Origin of the sequence: Streptomyces sp. NBC_00080 (assembly GCF_045041255.1) — a bacterium.
Lineage (GTDB): Bacteria > Actinomycetota > Actinomycetes > Streptomycetales > Streptomycetaceae > Streptomyces > Streptomyces coriariae.
Window position 1 is genome coordinate 1960645 of record NZ_CP108235.1, and the last position, 15532, is coordinate 1976176.

General features: G+C 71.9%; 15 protein-coding genes. 9 read left to right on the top strand and 6 right to left on the bottom strand.

Annotated features, from left to right (window positions below):
• Positions 1 to 9: 9 nt before the first annotated feature.
• Positions 10 to 1884, bottom strand: a complete 1875-nt coding sequence (locus OHU34_RS08700; protein ID WP_405765698.1) for a rhamnogalacturonan lyase — start codon at positions 1882 to 1884, stop codon at positions 10 to 12.
• 96 nt (positions 1885 to 1980) lie between these two features.
• Entirely contained in the window at positions 1981 to 2949 is a 969-nt protein-coding gene (locus OHU34_RS08705; RefSeq protein ID WP_142266930.1) for a YafY family protein, read from the bottom strand.
• A 151-nt stretch (positions 2950 to 3100) separates the two neighbouring features.
• Between OHU34_RS08705 and OHU34_RS08710 the strand changes: the two genes are divergently transcribed.
• A complete protein-coding gene (locus tag OHU34_RS08710; RefSeq protein ID WP_405765701.1) occupies positions 3101 to 3562 on the top strand; it encodes a hypothetical protein in 462 nt (153 codons plus the stop codon).
• A complete protein-coding gene (locus OHU34_RS08715; RefSeq protein ID WP_142266929.1) occupies positions 3559 to 4083 on the top strand; it encodes a hypothetical protein in 525 nt (174 codons plus the stop codon). The genes OHU34_RS08710 and OHU34_RS08715 overlap by 4 nt, the downstream gene beginning before the upstream one ends.
• Here the strand turns inward: OHU34_RS08715 and OHU34_RS08720 are convergent.
• From OHU34_RS08720 to OHU34_RS08730, 3 genes are all read right to left on the bottom strand, one after another.
• Positions 4031 to 4795 carry a class I SAM-dependent methyltransferase gene (locus tag OHU34_RS08720; RefSeq protein WP_142266928.1) on the bottom strand — a complete coding sequence of 255 codons (765 nt, stop codon included), beginning with the start codon at positions 4793 to 4795 and terminating at the stop codon, positions 4031 to 4033. The two genes, OHU34_RS08715 and OHU34_RS08720, sit on opposite strands and share 53 nt — an antisense overlap.
• A gap of 132 nt (positions 4796 to 4927) precedes the next feature.
• Entirely contained in the window at positions 4928 to 5233 is a 306-nt protein-coding gene (locus OHU34_RS08725) for a 4a-hydroxytetrahydrobiopterin dehydratase (protein WP_142266927.1), read from the bottom strand.
• Between the two features lie 87 nt (positions 5234 to 5320).
• On the bottom strand, positions 5321 to 6391 hold the full coding sequence (locus OHU34_RS08730) for an ADP-ribosylglycohydrolase family protein (RefSeq protein ID WP_405765705.1): 1071 nt from the start codon (positions 6389 to 6391) through the stop codon (positions 5321 to 5323).
• 29 nt (positions 6392 to 6420) lie between these two features.
• Here OHU34_RS08730 and OHU34_RS08735 point away from each other — a divergent pair, with 29 nt between their 5' ends.
• From OHU34_RS08735 to OHU34_RS08755, 5 genes are all read left to right on the top strand, one after another.
• The gene (locus tag OHU34_RS08735) at positions 6421 to 7269 is read left to right on the top strand and encodes a helix-turn-helix domain-containing protein (RefSeq protein ID WP_142266925.1); all 849 of its coding nucleotides are present in this window, start codon (positions 6421 to 6423) and stop codon (positions 7267 to 7269) included.
• 109 nt (positions 7270 to 7378) lie between these two features.
• Positions 7379 to 8242, top strand: coding sequence for a helix-turn-helix transcriptional regulator (locus tag OHU34_RS08740; RefSeq protein WP_142266924.1), 864 nt, complete (start codon positions 7379 to 7381; stop codon positions 8240 to 8242).
• A gap of 54 nt (positions 8243 to 8296) precedes the next feature.
• On the top strand, positions 8297 to 9118 hold the full coding sequence (locus OHU34_RS08745; RefSeq protein WP_142266923.1) for an SAM-dependent methyltransferase: 822 nt from the start codon (positions 8297 to 8299) through the stop codon (positions 9116 to 9118).
• 143 nt (positions 9119 to 9261) lie between these two features.
• Positions 9262 to 11004 carry a right-handed parallel beta-helix repeat-containing protein gene (locus OHU34_RS08750; protein WP_405765709.1) on the top strand — a complete coding sequence of 581 codons (1743 nt, stop codon included), beginning with the start codon at positions 9262 to 9264 and terminating at the stop codon, positions 11002 to 11004.
• Positions 11001 to 11408, top strand: a complete 408-nt coding sequence (locus OHU34_RS08755) for a hypothetical protein (protein ID WP_142266921.1) — start codon at positions 11001 to 11003, stop codon at positions 11406 to 11408. The genes OHU34_RS08750 and OHU34_RS08755 overlap by 4 nt, the downstream gene beginning before the upstream one ends.
• A 105-nt stretch (positions 11409 to 11513) precedes the next feature.
• Here OHU34_RS08755 and OHU34_RS08760 read toward each other — a convergent pair whose 3' ends face one another.
• Positions 11514 to 11939: an OsmC family peroxiredoxin gene (locus tag OHU34_RS08760; protein ID WP_020125610.1), complete on the bottom strand. Its 426-nt coding sequence runs from the start codon at positions 11937 to 11939 to the stop codon at positions 11514 to 11516.
• Positions 11940 to 12161: 222 nt separating this feature from the next.
• Here OHU34_RS08760 and OHU34_RS08765 point away from each other — a divergent pair, with 222 nt between their 5' ends.
• A complete protein-coding gene (locus OHU34_RS08765) occupies positions 12162 to 12944 on the top strand; it encodes a tetratricopeptide repeat protein (RefSeq protein WP_405765711.1) in 783 nt (260 codons plus the stop codon).
• Positions 12934 to 15516: a VWA domain-containing protein gene (locus OHU34_RS08770; protein ID WP_405765713.1), complete on the top strand. Its 2583-nt coding sequence runs from the start codon at positions 12934 to 12936 to the stop codon at positions 15514 to 15516. The genes OHU34_RS08765 and OHU34_RS08770 overlap by 11 nt, the downstream gene beginning before the upstream one ends.
• The last annotated feature ends 16 nt before the right edge of the window (positions 15517 to 15532 follow it).

Genomic DNA, 15532 nt, shown 5'->3' on the forward strand with positions numbered 1-15532 from the left:
CTCGCTCGCTCAGGGCGTGTAGACCGTCGGGCGGGGTGCCGTCGGCATGCCGTTGCCGAGGAAGTAGCTCGGGTGCGGCGGTTGGTTGTAGGCGGTGTTCTGCCAGGCCAGGCCGGTGCGGTACATCGTGTCGTGGAGCAGGGTCGTGATGCGTGTCGTGGTCTCGTACGGCGTCGAGTAGATACGCAGCGCCGTGTTGTCGCTGGTCGGCCAGATGACCTCCTCGCGCCAGTCGCCGAGGATGTCGCCGGACAGCGACGGGGTCGCCTTGGTGCTGTTGTTGGAGTGGACGCCCGAACCGGTCAGCAGGCGGGTGTCCGAGGACGTGCCGTACTTGTCGATGTGGGTGCCGTCGAGGAGTTCGCGGACGGGGTCGGCGTCCCACCAGGAGAGGAAGTTGACGGAGGACGGCTCCCGGCCCTTGGTCGCCCCCGCCTCGTCACGGATCGAGGTGTCGGAGGCCGACCAGACCTCGGCACCGTCGTTGCCCGCCCAGATGTCACCGGCGACTCCGCGGCCGTTGTCGCAGCAGGCGGCCAGCTTCCAGTTGACGGTGCCGTTCGCCGGGTTGATGTACAGCTCGGCGGGCTGGCCGGTCGACTCCGAGACCTTGAAGTACTCGAGGCCGGCGTGCGAGGGGTCGAGGTCGCCGAGGTGCTGGGCGTCGCCGTGGCCCGTCTTCGTGGTCCACAGGCCGTTTCCGTTGTCGTCGACCGCCATCGCGCCGTAGACGATCTCGTCGTTGCCGTCGCCGTCGACGTCCCCGACGGAGAGGCTGTGCGAGCCCTGGCCGTCGTAGCCCTTGCCGGTGTTGGTGGAGGAACTGCTGTCGAAGGTCCAGCGGCGGGTGAAGGCGCCGTTCCGCCAGTCCCAGGCGGCGATCACGGTACGCGTGTAGTAACCGCGTGCCATGATCAGCGAGGGGCGGGAACCGTCCAGGTAAGCGGTTCCCGCGAGGAAGCGGTCGACGCGGTTGCCGTACGAGTCGCCCCAGGACGAGACCGTGCCGCGGGCCGGTACGTAGTCGACGGAACTCATCGCCCTGCCGGTCTGGCCGTTGAACATGGTCAGGTACTCGGGGCCGGACAGCACGTAGCCGCTGGAGTTGCGGTAGTCGGCGGAGGAACTGCCGATCACCGCGCCCGTGCCGTCCACCGTCGCGTCGGCGGTCTTCATGGCGATCTCGGCCTTGCCGTCGCCGTCGTAGTCGTACACCTGGAACTGTGTGTAGTGGGCGCCGGAGCGGATGTTGCGGCCGAGGTCGACGCGCCACAGGCGGGTGCCGTCGAGCTTGACGCCGTCGACGATCGTGTTGCCGGTGTAGCCCGACTGGGAGTTGTCCTTCGCGTTGGTCGGCTGCCACTTCAGGACGATGTCCAGGGCGCCGTCGCCGTCCAGGTCTCCGATGGAGGCGTCGTTGGCCTCGTAGGTGTAGGCGACGCCGTCGGGGGTCGTGCCGCCGGCCGGCGGGGTGATGGGAACGTCCTTGTAGCCGGTGCGGAACGGGATCGCGTGGACGGAGTCGGCCTGTTCGACACCGTTCACGATCGCGCGGACCGTGTAGTCGGCCTGAGACGGGGCGCCGGAGTGGAAGTAGTTCGTGGAGCCGGCGACCGGCGCCGAGTTGACCTTGGCGCCGGCCCGGTAGACGTTGAAGGAGACGCTGTCGGGGTCGGTGCCGAGCCAGCGCCAGCTGACCAGGTTGCCGCTGTCGGTGTGCACGCTGACGACGCCCCGGTCGAGGGCCTCCACCTGGCGGGCCGTGGCGGCCTCGGCGGTGCCGGCGCCGAGTGTGGTCAGTCCGGCGCCGACCAGGGCCGTGGTGGCGGCCAGCGCGGAGAGGACGACCCTTCGTCTGCGGTGCCTGCGCGACGGGGGATCCACGTGCGGACGAGGTTCCGGGTGCGGATGGGAAGGCGGGTGCGGATGCGGGTGCTGCACGAGACGTACCTCCAGGGAGGGACGGATGGGTTCCGTCTCTCAGTTGCCGCCGCCACCAGTCGAGTTGCCGTACACCGCCACCAGCTCTGACACCGTCCGGGCGATCCGCTCACGCAGTTCCGGCGGCCGGAGCACCTCGATGTCCGCGCCCAGCCGCAGGAATTCGGCGTGGGCGTGCTCGACGGACTCGATGGGGACCCTGGCCACCGTCCAGTCGTCCGCCGCGGCGGGTACGTCGAGTGGCACCGCACGGGCGAGGGTCACTCCCGGGGCCAGGCGCACCACCGCCTCCGCCCCGTCCCCGTACAGCCGCTCGCGAAAGCCCTGCTGGTACGCCGTCCAGTGGGCGGCCAGGTCGAAGCCGTCCGGCCGGGTGAACACCTCGTCGGAGGCGGTGAGTTCGAGTATCCGGTCGACGCGGAAGGTGCGCGGTCCCGGGCCGGCGACGACGTACCAGCGTCCCGCCTTCAGGACCAGGCCGTAGGGCTCCAGCCGGCGTTCGACGTCGGTGGGCTCACGCCAGCGACGGTATACGATATGCAGGATCCTGCTGTTCCACACCGCGTCGGCGACCGCCGCCAGATGAGGCGTCTCGTCCACCCCCGCGTCCGTGTACCAGCCGGGAGCGTCCAGGTGGAAGCGGCCGCTGATCCGGTCCGTGTGCGCCCGCAGTTCCGGCGGCAGCGCGGCGCGGACCTTCAGCTGGGCGGCGGCCAGGACCGGACCGAGGCCCAGCTGGGCGGCGGGGCCGGGGACACCGGCCAGGAAAAGGGCCTCCGCCTCGTCGGCGGTCAGTCCTGTCAGACGGGTGCGGTAACCGTCGAGCAGGCGGTAGCCGCCGGCATGACCGGCGTCGCCGTACAGCGGGACACCCGCGGCACCCAGTGCCTCCACATCCCGGTAGACGGTACGCACCGACACCTCCAGCTCCTCCGCGAGCTGGGCGGCGGTCATCCGGCCCCGGGTCTGGAGCAGCAGCAGGATCGACACGAGTCGGCTGGACTTCACTGACACATGGTGTCAGTGAAGCGGGCCTAGCGTCCTGCCCATGACCCCTGCTTCCAATGTTTCCGATGTTTCTGATGATCTCCGCCCCCTCGCTCCCTCCCCGTCCACGTCTCCCTCCCCCACGCTCCCCTTCGCGGAGAAACTGCTCACAGTGCTCCCGCCGATCGAGGTGGCGGGGCGGTGGATCAAGCGTTACCACGTCACCTCCGACCCGGCGGGCATCGCGCCCGACGTGGAGAGGGCGGCATACGCGATCCTTCCCGAGCTGCTGCCGGCGCCGGACGGGACGCCGCCCGCCACCTTCGTCGTACTGCACCGGGGCGGCGACGACGGCGCCTACCTCAACGTCTACAGCTGGGTGTGGGACAACGTCCTGCACTTCCGGGGCGCGGCAGCGGGCCAGTCGGTGCTCGGTTGCCCGGACGACGACCCGAGCCACTTCGCGGCGACCGACCGGCCCTGGATCGGCTGCGTCTGGGAACTGCCGCCGATCCTGCACGAACGGGACGCGTGGGTACGGCACATGCTTGCCCGCCGCGCACCCGAAGTCCCCGACCTCGACGCCTACTTGACCGATTCCCTGCCCGAGGGAACGACGGGGGACCGCTCATGAGCAGCCCGCACGACTTCGACTTCCTCCACGGCGCGTGGGAGGTCCGGCACCGCCGGCGCACCGAGTTCCTCGACCCCGACAGCGACTGGGAGGAGTTCCCGTCCACGGCCCACTGCCGGCCGCTGTTCGACGGGGCCGCGAACATCGACGAGATCGACATGCCGCACCTCGGAGCGAAGGGGCTGACCCTGAGGCTCTTCGACCGGGAGAGCGGCCAGTGGTCGCTGAACTGGTCGTCCAGCCGGAGCGGCAGGCTGTTCCCGCCGGTGATCGGCGGCTTCGGCGACGACGACGGACACCACGGCGGCCGTCGCGACCGCGGTGAGTTCTACGGCGACGACACGCACGACGGCAAGGACGTGCGGGCCCGGTTCGTCTGGTCCGGGGTGTGCGACACGTCCGCCCGCTGGGAGCAGGCCTTCTCACTGGACGGCGGGGAGACCTGGCTGACCAACTGGATCATGGACTTCACCCGTCCGGAAGCGGACCGGGAACCGGTTTCCGAAACGCCCTCAGCGTGAACGCGGGGTCCGGGCGGGGCCGGTCCTGGTCGGGCAGCGCCGCGAGGCGGGCGGCGAACCCCTCGGCCAGGGGGTGACCGGGCGGCAGGGTGACGAACCAGCCGCGGCGCAGGTCCACGATGGCCCGGCGCGGGCTGCGGCCCTGCCCCCGCCCGGCGAAACGGGCCTGCCCGGCCGGGACCAGGCCGGCTTCGGCAGCGTACGACGCCACCAGCGCCGCGGTGTCGGAGGCCGGGCGGTGCGGGCGCGAGGACAGCACGACATCGATGTCGCTGCCCACGTTGTGGGAGGCACCCTTGTCGACGGTGGTGACGTACACCCCGCCGGGCCGCAGCACCCGGGCGCACTCGGCGACGATCCGCCGCGCGTCCGTGACGTCCTCGACCAGGTGCAGCAGCCACACGCTGCTCACGGCGTCGAACTCCCCGTCCCGGAAGGGGAGTCGGCGGCCGTCGGCGAGGACGACCGCTCCGGGCAACCGGGCGGCGGCGTGGCCGACCATGGCCGGCGCCCGGTCCAGGCCCGTCACCCGCAGGCCGGGGCGCCCGGCCGCGAGGCGCCGGGTGACGATGCCCGTGCCGCAGGCCACGTCCAGCAGGCTGCGCGCCCGGGCCGGCACGAGACCGAGGACGCCCTCCGCGGCCGCCGCCGCCCTGGGCTCGCCGCCGCGCCAGGCGTCGTAGCGTTCGGCTTCCTCGTCGTAGTCCAGCACCCGCGCCCCCGTTCCGTGACCACCGACCACCGCACCCTTGCCCGTACAGTCCCCGAGCCGCCCGCCTCCCGCCGCGCCCGCACCGCCCCTTCCGTCGCGCGGCTCGGCGCAAGTCTGCGCGGTCGGCGCAGGTCAGCGCGCTCCGTGCGCGGGGGCCACGGCCTCCACCCGGCGGGCGAGTTCGACGTCGAGATCGGTGACGGTGCCGCCCGCGCTGTGGGTGTTCACGGCGAGGGACACCGTGTTGTAGCCGAGGGTGAGCTCCGCATGGTGGTCGAGCTCGTCCTGGATCCGCGCGACATGGACGACCAGGGCGGCCGCGGCGAAATGGGAGTCGAGCCGGTAGGCGCGGGCGAGGCGGTCGCCGTCCAGGGACCAGCCGGGCAGCTCGGACAGCCGGTCCTCGATCTCCTTCTGCGACAGCGGTTCGACGGCCATGGCACGGCTCCCTTCCTGATGTCGCGTACCTGTCCAGCGTGCCACAGGAAAGCCGTGACGGCCCTGGTCACCAGTGCGGCTCTCGGCTCAGTCGCGCAGGCATTCGGCCGCCAGGTCGTCCGCCAGCGCAGCGATCACGGCCCGGCCCTCCACCTGCGCCAGCCACTCGTGCGGCAGCCCGCCGTCGCCGTGCCGCGCGCCCAGGATGTTGCCGCAGATCGAACCCGTCGAGTCGCTGTCGCCGGAGTGGTTCACGGACAGGAGCAGGGCGTCCTCCACCCCGTGCGTGACCAGCGCCGCGTAGACGCCGATGGCGAGGGCCTCCTCGGCGACCCAGCCGGCGCCGAGCCGCTCCACCTTCTCGGGGCTCGGATCGCCCTCGGCGGCCAGGTCGAGGGCCTGGTTCAGGGCCGCCGAGGTCTCCTCGTGGCCGGGGTGGCGACCGAGCAGCCGCAGGGCGCGCAGGGTGGCGCCCTCGACGGACTCCCCCCGCGTCAGGTGCGCCACGATCGCGGCCAGCGCTCCGGCCGCGTAGTAGCCGGTCGGGTGGCCGTGGGTCGTCTGGGCGCAGCGGGCGGCCATGCCGAAGGCGAAGTCGGCCAAGGGGTGGGCCAGACCGAACGGCGCCGAGCGCATCACGGTGCCGCAGCCCTTGGACCCGGGGTTGACCGGCCCGGGCGCACCGCTCAGCTCGGCCCGCGGGTCGGGAACGTGGGTCTGGGCGAGCCCGGACAGGCAGGCGTTGCCCGGGGCGCGGCGGGCGTACAGCCAGCGCTCGGCGAGGAGGCCGCCCGTGACCCCGTCGGCCGGCCCCGGCCGCTGCTGGGTCTCGAGCCAGCGGCCGTACGCCTGGCGCACGAGGGCGGTCTCCGCCCCGCCGATCCCCTTGAGCCGGGCCCTCCTGGCCGCCGTACGAAGGCCCTCGACGGTGAACAGGGTCATCTGGGTGTCGTCGCTGACGCGGCCGACCACACCCTCGGCGTCGGGCACGAGCCGGGTCAGGCCCCTGGGTCCGTGGGCCGCGCGGATCTGATCGAGGGAGGAGAACTCGACCGCGTAGCCGAGGGCGTCGCCGAGCGCCCCGCCGAGGAGGCAGCCCCGTACCCGGGCGCGGTACACCGCCGTCGACTCCAGGGAAGACTTCCGCCAGTCGTTCATCCAAGCGCTCCTCAACTACGGTCTTGCGTATGACCATTGTCCCGTCCGGTACGAACGCCTCCTCCGCCGCCCCCGCGGGCCAGGGCGTCGGCCCGCTGCTGCGGGGCTGGCGGGAGCGGCGGCGGATGAGTCAGCTGGAGCTGGCCCTGCGCGCCGACTCCTCGGCCCGGCACATCAGCTTCGTCGAGACGGGCCGGTCCCGGCCCAGCGAGGAGATGGTGCTGCGGCTCGCCGAGCATCTCGACGTGCCGGTGCGTGAGCGCAACGCGCTGCTGCTGGCGGCCGGTTACGCCCCGCACTACCCGCGGACCCCGCTGGACGACCCGGCGCTGGACGCGCTGCGCGCGGGTCTGGAGCGGCTGCTCCAGGGCTACGAGCCTTATCCGGCGCTGGTGATGGACGCGCGGTACGACGTGGTGGCGGCCAACCGTGGGATCACGATGCTGCTGGAGGGCGTCCCGGAGTCGTTGCTCGCGCCGCCGCTCAACGCGATGCGCCTCACCCTCCATCCGCGGGGTCTCGCGCCGCGCATCCGCAACCTGCGCGAGTGGCGCGGTCACCTGCTGGCGCAGATGGAGCGGCAGATCGCCCTGTACCGCTCGGCACCGCTGCGGGAGCTGTACGAGGAGGTCGCCGCGTACCCGGTGGCGGAGGACGGGCCGACGACGGCAGGCGGGCCCGTGGAAGAACCCGCCGATCCCGTCCAGCACTTCGCGCTGCCGATGCTGATCGAGCACGAGGGGCGCGTGCTCTCCTTCATCTCGTCCGTCGCCACCTTCAACACCCCCATGGACGTGACGGTCGCCGAGCTGGCCGTCGAGACGTTCCTCCCGGCGGATCCCGCCACGGTCAAGTACCTCCACTCGCTCATCAACTGACGCCACCTCAGACAAGAATCCAGATGAATGTTCGACTCCGTTCCCGTGAGAGTGACGCCGGAACGTGGCACACTGACCCGCGTGCCTCGAGGCGTAGGGGAGACGTGGGGTGAGTGAACGACGGCCCGCACCCACGGTGGGCCAGGTGGTACTTGGCAGGCGGCTCCAGGAGTTGCGTGAGGCGGCCGGCCTCGGCCGCGAGGAGGCGGCCCGCGCCCTGCGCGTGGCCCCGGCGACCGTGCGGCGCATGGAGACGGCCGACGTCGCCCTGAAGGTCCCCTATGTGCAGGTGCTGCTGGAGGCCTACGGCGTCGGCGCCGAGGAGGCCGAGGCCTTCGTCTCGCTCACCGAGGAGGCGAACCGGCCCGGCTGGTGGCAGCGCTACCACGATGTGCTGCCGGAGTGGTTCAGCCTGTACGTGAGCCTGGAGGGCGCGGCCCGGCTGATCCGCTCGTACGAGCCGCACTTCGTGCCCGGGCTGCTCCAGACGGAGGCCTACGCGCGCGCCGTACTGGAAGCCGGGACCGTCGGGCAGACGACCCCGGAGTCGATCGAACGGCATGTGTCGCTGCGCCTCGCCCGCCAGCGGCTGCTGGACAGCGGCGATCCGCCCCATCTGTGGGTGGTGATGGACGAGACGGTGCTGCGCCGTCCGGTGAGCGTGGACGCCGACGTGATGTCCGAACAGCTCGACAGGCTGGTGGAGTTCGCCGAGCGCGACCGCGTCACCCTGCAGGTCTCCGAGTTCGCGGCCGGCCCGCATCCGGGGACGTCCGCGCCGTTCTCGCTGTTCCGTTTCGCCGAGCCCGAACTGCCCGACATGGTCGTCACCGAGTACCTGACCGGCGCGCTGTACCTCGACGATCGCAAGGAGGTCTCCGCGCACCTGGAGGTCCTCGACCACATGACGACGCACGCCGCGTCCGCGCAGCACACCAAGAAGATCCTGCGGAACGCCCGCGAAAGCCTCTGAGCACGTGCTGACTTCCGACCCCTGGCTCCTGACTCTCCTGGAGGCGAGACCCGCATGACCGGATCCGAGGCCGAGCAGGCACCCGCCCGCGTCGACACCAGCAGGCCGCATCCGGCCCGCGTCTACGACTGGTGGCTGGGCGGAAAGGACAACTACCCCGTCGACGAGGAACTGGCCCGCAGGATCCTCGCCGTGGACGGCACGGTGCTGCGCGGGGCGCGGGCCAACCGACGGTTCATGCAGCGGGCCGTCCGCACCGCCGCCGAGGCCGGGATACGCCAGTTCCTCGACATCGGCACCGGCATCCCCACCCAACCCAACCTGCACCAGGTGGCGCAGGGCGTGGCCCCGGAGTCCAAGGTCGTGTACGCGGACAACGACCCGATCGTGCTGCGGCACGCGGAGGCCCTGCTGCACGGTTCGGCGGAGGGCTCCACCCGGTACGCGCACGCCGACGTCCGCGACCTCGACACACTGCTGCACCGGGCCGCCGAGACCCTGGACCTCACGCGGCCGGTCGCCCTGTCGCTGGTGGCGCTCACCCACTACCTGAGCGACGACCCGGCGGGCGACGACGTGCACGGCCTGCTGAAGAAGTACGTCGCCGCGCTCGCGCCGGGCAGCTGGCTGATCCTCTCCCAGGTGACCCCCGACCTGAACCCCGCGGCCATCGAGAAGGCCGCGGAGAACTTCCGGCGCGGTGGAACGCCTTTCTACCCGCGTTCCCTGGCCGAGTTCGCCCGCTTCTTCGAGGGCCTGGAACTGCTCGGGCCGGGCGTGATCCCGGTCTCCGGCTGGCGCCCCGAGCCCGAGGACGTGGCGGTCCAGGCGGAGGGCATCGTGCCGGTGTACGCGGGGGTCGCCCGCAAACCCTGAGCCGCCACCGGGGCGCGTCCGCGGCGAGGAGGAGGCCGGGTGAAGGCCACCGCCTGCACCCCCGGTGCCGCCGACCCCTCCGGTAGCATCGGTGACCGGGAGTCGACGATTCGTCACGGGCGGGCGCTGCGGGGGACGCGGGCATGGTCAAGAGGTACGTGGTCGCGCCGCACGGGGGTCGTGGCACCCACCCCGACATCGGGTCCGCGCTGCGCGCCGCGGCCGCGCGGGGCCGGGCCGCGAGGGTGGAGATCACTCCCGGCCACTACGAGGAACGGCTCTCCGTCCGGGGCGAGATCGAACTGGCCGCGCTCGGTGACGCAGGCTCCGTGGTGGTGAGCGTTCCCCGCGGGACCGTGCTCGACGTCTCGGGTTCGGTCGTGGTCCGGGGCCTGGTACTGGTCGGCCGGGACGCCGACGCCGGCGTCGTCGACTGCCACGCGGGAACCCTCACCCTGGACCGTGTGGCGATCCGGGCGCACAACGGGGTCTGTGCGCACGCCCGGCCGGGCACGTCCATGACGTTGACGGACAGCGAGTTCCGGTACGGCCGGACCGTCTTCGCCGGCGCCGCCGGGCAGGTCGAGCGGTGCCGCTTCACCGACGCCGCCGACAACGCGGTCGCGGTGATCGAGAACGCCCGGGTGCTGGTCCGGGACAGCCGGTTCGACGGCAGCCGGATCCACGGGGTACGCGTCAGCGACGCCTGGGCCCACCTCCTCGGGTGCGAGGTCACCGGCGCCGAGCAGGCGGCCGTCATGGCGGACACCCGAGCGGAGTTGACGGTCGAGGGGTGCACGGTCGTCGCCACCCACATGGCGGGCCTGGCCTTCATCGAGCAGTCCCGGGGCTCCGTGCAGGGCACCCGCGTCACCGACGCCGAGAACGGGATCCTGGTGGCGAGCGGTGCCGACCCGGCGGTGCGCGGCTGTGTGTTCGCCGACTGCCGCGACACCGGCATCCACGTCCAGGACTCGGGCCGTGGCACGTTCGAGGACTGCGAGATCACCGGCGCGGGAAACGTCGCGGTGCTGTCGACCCGGGGCGGTGCCCCGCGGGTGACCGGCTGCCGCGTCTCGGCCGGCAATGTCGGCATCGCCGTCACCGACAAGGCCAGAGGCCACTTCACCCGTGTCGACGTCCGCGGCCTGACCGGCGTCGCGCTGCGGGTCTGGGACGAGAGCAAGGCCGAGTTCGCGCAGGTCCGCGTCGAGCACTGCCCGTTCGGCCTGGAGACGCGGGGCAACGGCGGTACGACGGCCGAGCTCACCGACGCGAGGATCCTCGACTTCGACATGGCCGCCGTGGCCGCCGTCGGACAGTCCCGGGTGACCCTGAGAAGGGTGTCGGCGGTGCGCGGGCTGCTGGGGTTCGGCGCCGGCGAGGAGGCGCAGCTGCACGTGCACGACAGCGAGGTCTCCGCCGTGAGCACCGGTGGGGCCCTGGCGTTCGGCACGGCGCGGCTCGTCGCGCGGAACCTCACCGTCACCGGCGCGGAGTCGTACGGCCTGTGCGGCACGGGCTCCGCGTATCTGGACGTCGCCGACAGTCGTTTCGAGGACTGCGCGGCCACCGGGCTGCGCTGCGACGAAGCCTGCGGCGGCCGGCTGGCGGGCTGTGCCGTGACCGGGGCGACGGGGGTGGCCGTACAGCACAACGGCCGCGTCAGACTGGTCGAACTCCGCACGTCGCTGCCGGTCAGGGAGATCACGGAGCCGCCCCCGCCGCCGACGATCGTCAACCACTACCACGGGCCGGTCTTCGTCGAGGCGGTCCACAGCGCCCAGTTGGCGTGGAACAACACCAACGTCATACAGCAGCAGACCAACCAGAACGATGAGAGCAACGAGAGCAACGAGAGCGATCAGGACGGAGTCGGCCGATGAACGACCCCCAGCAGGTGCACCATTACGACGGTCCGGTGTTCAACGGGGGTGTTTCGAACTCCCAGTTCGCCTGGAACAACGAGACGGCCACCCAGAACCAGCAGCTCAACAACACGGTCGCTCCGGGACACGAGGCGCTCGCGACGCTGGTGTCCGAGCTGCTCCGGCAGCTGCCCGCGGCCGGGCTCGGCGACCAGGAGCGCCAGGACGCCGAGAGCGCGGCCCAGGAGGTCCTCGCCGAGATCACCGGTCCGCAGTCGCCCGAGCCGGGCAGGCTCCGCCGCTCGGTGACCATGCTCAAGGGAGCCCTGGCACCCGTCGCGACCGGCCTCGCGGCCGGGACGGCGGTCGGGGCGCAGGAGTGGGCGCAGTCCGCGATCAGGGGGCTGACGGGACTCGTCTGACCCGGTCCTCCCCCGCCCGGCACTGCCCGACGAGGGAGGGCCGGACGGCACGACGGGGCACGGGGGCCTCGTACGGCTCCCGCGCCCCGGACCCGACGCGGCGGCTCAGGCGAGCTTGGCCGACAGGGTGATGGTCGTACCGGTGAGCGCCTGGCTGACCGGGCAGTTCTTCTTGGCGTCCTCGGCGGCGGCGGCGAACGCGTCGTCGTCGAGACCGGGGACGGTGCCCTCCACGGTCAGGTGGATGCCGGTGATGCCCTCTCCCGGCTGGAAGGTGACGTCGGCGGAGGTGACGAGCTTGGTGGGCGGGGTACCGGCACCGGCCAGGCCGTGCGACAGCGCCATGGAGAAGCAGCTGGAGTGGGCGGCGGCGATCAGCTCCTCCGGGCTGGTCTTGCCGTTCGCCTGCTCGGCGCGCGAGGGCCACGACACCGGCTGCTGACCGATGCCGGAGGAGTCGAAGGTCACGACCCCGTTGCCCTCGAGCAGGTTGCCTTCCCAGACGGTGTGTGCGGAGCGCGTGGTTGCCACGACGAATCCTTTCGAACTGTGACGGTGGAGACAGCGGGCGGTTCCGTTGACGGATGCCTGGCACCCATCCGATCACACCCGGCGTCGATCCACCCACCGGACAGGGCGGCCACCGCCGGGCGCGTCGCCGGGGCTTCGCCCGTTTCGGCCGGATATCACAGCCGGGCATCGCGGCCCTCGGAAGTCCTGACGGGCGACATGGTGAAGCCATACAGTCCATACATGCTCGAACTCTTCCAAGTCCTCGGGGGCATAGCGGGATTTGGCGGCGTCGCGCTCGGTGTGCTGTACCTGCTCTACCGGGACTTCGTGCGCGACATCATCCGCAACAAGATGTTCCGTGCGCTCACCGCGACCCAGGCGACCGCCCTCTTCGGCGCTGTCATCGTGCTCACCTTCACCGTCGCGATCCTCGGTATCTTCGCCACGCTCGCCGAGAGCAAGAGCGTCCAGCAGTTCGTCGTGCTCGTCGGCATGCTCCTGGTGTTCCTGCTGGCCGTGCTGTTCATCGCGGCCCGGGTGGCCACCGGCGGCTCCCGCCGGGCACCGCGTGCCGCCGGGACGACCGGTGTCGAGCGGTCGCTCACCACCGTGCGCAGACATGTGGAGCGGGACGAGCCGGAGCCGGCGGAGCGTGCGCTGGAGGCGTCCCGTCTGGACCGGGAGTCGGAGGAGTTCTGGTACTGGAAGGCCCGGATCGCCCTCGCCCGCGGAAACCAGCAGGGGGCCGCCCGCTATGCCGACGAGGCACTGGGCCTGGACGCCCGCAGCCCGCACGCCCTCGCCCTGAAGATCACGCTTCTGCTGCTCGGCAACGATCCCGCGCAGCGGGACCAGGCGGTGCGGCTGGCCGGGGAGAGTACCGGGCTGAGCGCCGAACTCGACACGTGGTTGCGGCGGTTGCGGGCCGAGAACATGTTCGACGGCGGGATGCGCACGCGGACCGGTTTCGAGGCGCGCTGTCCGCTTCCCACAAGAACGACGGAGGGTGTGCATGCCGACTGAACCGAACGCCGCGGCGAGCGCGGAGACGGTCCTGTACGTGGGGCCGCTCGCCGGTGACGGCACCGGCGAGGCATGGGAGAGGAGGCTCCGGCGGCAGTCCCGGTGGTCAGGGTCACCGGCCCCGGTGATCGCCCGGACACCCGAGGAGGTCGACGCGTTCGTCGCGAACCGGCCCGGCGCTGTCGTCCTGGTCCATCCCGGCGACGGGGCCCCGGCACCGTCGCCGCCGAACGGCGAGGTCCTGTCCAACTTCCTGCGGGCCCGGGGCGTGCTGGTGATGTGCGGCACGGGCGCGGGAGCGACCGCGCCGGTGCCGGGGCCGCCGCTGCCGGGCCCGGCGCTGCTGCTCACCCGGTTACCGTCGGCACCGGGGCGCGGATGGTTGTCCCGTCACCGTCACGGTGGGCGGGAGGCGCGGTGCCGGGCGTTCGCGGAAGCCCGCGGTCTGTCGGCCGCCCCCACCCTGACTACGGCTCCCGACCCGTTGTACGCGCCGCCGGACGGGTTCACCGTCGTGATCCATCCCGACGTCACGACTCCGCCCCCGGGAAGTCCCGACGAACCCCTGTGGCACTGGTTGCGGCAGGGGCTGGTGATCCGGCCGTGGCCCACGGCGCCCGAGGCCACCCGGCGTTTCTCTGCCGAACTTCGAGGCGAGTCCTCGGACACCGGGCTGTCGGACCGGTTGATGCCGAGGGGCCGCCGGGCCGCCCAGAAACCGCCCCCGCAAGGTGCGGGGGATGCCCAGGCCGCGTCCGTCGAGGACCGCCACCTGCCCTTCGGCGGCGACCGCGAGCCCACCTATTACTCCGACTCCTACAGGGCCCAGGCCGCGCCGCCGCCCAGCTACGCCGGCCCGCAGCCCTCCTATGACTCGGCACCGGCACCGCTCCCCGACTTCCTCCGGCCGGACGCCGACTTCATGCTGCCGCCCCCCTCGACGCCCGCTTCCGCCGGGTGGCCGGCCGGTCCCCCCGGCCGTCCCCACACCCCCCGCGACATCTCCCGCCCCCTCCCCCACGACGGCCTCTACGTGCGCCGCAACAACGCCTTCGGCACCCGTTCCGCGCTCGGGGTGAAGGAACTCATCGAACAGGGCGTGATCGTCGGGCAGGAGCACATCAGGTTCGACGACTTCGTGGTGTCCCGGGACGGGCAGGTTCCCGGACCGCTGAGCGGGGAGGCCATCGCCGTCAGTCATGGACTCACCGCGGTGACGGGTGAGTTCAAGGCGCACGAGGCGACGACCCACTTCGTGGAGATCGCCCTCAAGGCCGGCCCGACGCCCGAGGACCCTGCTCTCGCCTCCGCACCGCTGCCCGTCAACTTCGTCTTCGTCGTGGACACCAGCGGTTCGATGCACGGCGAGAAGCTCGACACCGTCAAATCGTCGCTGCACACGATCTACGGACAGCTGCGTCCCACCGACTGCCTGGGCATCATCACCTTCGACCACCGGGTGCGCACCGTCCTGCCCGCGGCCACCAAGGAGGAACTGGAGCGGTCGGGGAACTTCGCGTCGGTCGTCTCCGGACTTGAAGCGGACGGCGGCACGGACATCAACCTCGGGGTGCAGTACGGCATCGACGAGATCGGCCGCAACGCGGTGAGCGGGCGCACCGTCAGCTGCCTGTATCTCCTGTCCGACGGCTCCCCGAACTCCGGCGAACGGGACTGGGTCAACATCCGCAGGAACATCGGGGCCCGGGTGCGCAGCGGCCTCACCGTGTCGTGCTTCGGCTTCGGCTCCGACGCGCGCATGCCCGAACTGTCGGCGCTCGCCGGGGTGGCCGGCGGACACTCGACCTTCGTCACCCGGCCCGAGCAGGTCAAGGCCGATCTGCTGGAGGACCTCGTCCGGCGCGACCACCTGGCCGCGGTCGACATCCAGCTCCGGCTGGACATCGACCCGGTGGTGGAGATCCGGCACGTGTACGGGCACGACCCGGTCACCGACCCGAGAGCGCGGGCAGAGGTGTTCCAGCAGGCGCGGCAGGCCGCCGAGCGAGCCCGCAGCGACTACGGCGCCGACGCCCTGCCCGACATCATCACCACCGAGAAGGGCATGCGGATCTTCGCACCCGACCTCGCCTTCGAGGAGACCTACTGGGTGGTCCTGGAGGTACGGGTGCCGACCGGCCGGGAGCCGTCCGCGCTGGGGACGGCGACCGTGCAGTACGTGGACACCCTGGCCCGCGAGAGCCGTCGGCACGAGTTCGACCTGGCGCGGGACACCTCCCTCGCCGCGGAGACGGTCCTGGTGCACGGCATCGGACTGTGGACGAGCGAGGTGACCTTCCACGCGCTGGACGACCTGTACGAACGGGACAAGGAAGCGGCCAAGCGCCGCCTGGAGCGCCACCTGAAGGCGCTGGAGGCCGCACACGCCCACCATCCGGCCCCGGAGTTCCGCGACGACCGGGTCACCCTCAGCAAATTCATGTCGCTGGCCGACTCCCTGGGCACCATGGTGTCCTTCACCGACTCCCCCGGAGGCGGCTTCGGCGGTCCCGCGGTCCAGCTGATGAACGACTTCGGACGGGTCCGCTCCGGACACTGGGCACGCCACTGACCAGACCGGTGCGACG